Source organism: Streptomyces sp. NRRL S-495, from assembly GCF_000966955.1.
Classification (GTDB): domain Bacteria; phylum Actinomycetota; class Actinomycetes; order Streptomycetales; family Streptomycetaceae; genus Kitasatospora; species Kitasatospora purpeofusca.
Genome location: NZ_JZWY01000758.1, coordinates 1 through 399, shown reverse-complemented (window position 1 = coordinate 399; position 399 = coordinate 1). Strand labels below are relative to the sequence as shown.

Sequence of the window (399 nt, the reverse complement as noted above, 5' to 3'; positions counted from 1 at the left end):
GATGGTTGGTGTCCGCCGGCTCGCACTTCTTCGGCTCTTCCGGGGCCTCGGGCGGATTGGCGGACGCGGCGGTGTCGTTGGGGAATCCCGAGGTGGTCGGCCACGGCACGTTCGGCAGGCCGGGCAGCGAGGGCCAGGGGATCGTCGGGAAGCCCGGGATCGACGGCCAGATCCAGGAGGGCTGGTCCGGCAGCCGAGGCCAGGGGACGGACGGGAACGACGGCGCGCCCGGCCACGTCACGGTGGGCATCGTGGGGTGGCCGGGGAACGGAACGTTCGGACTGCCGGGGACGGAGGGCCACTTGACCTGGGGGAACCCGGGGACGGTCGGCCAGGCGAGGCCCGGGTGGTCCGGGATCGCCGGGTCGGTGAGCGCCGGGAGGCCGGGGACCAGGGCGG

1 pseudogene is annotated in these 399 nt (G+C 74.9%); it reads right to left on the bottom strand.

The annotated features are described in order from the left end of the window. Positions 1 to 399 (bottom strand): annotated as a pseudogene (locus tag VR45_RS32810) (hypothetical protein); the annotation flags it as partial.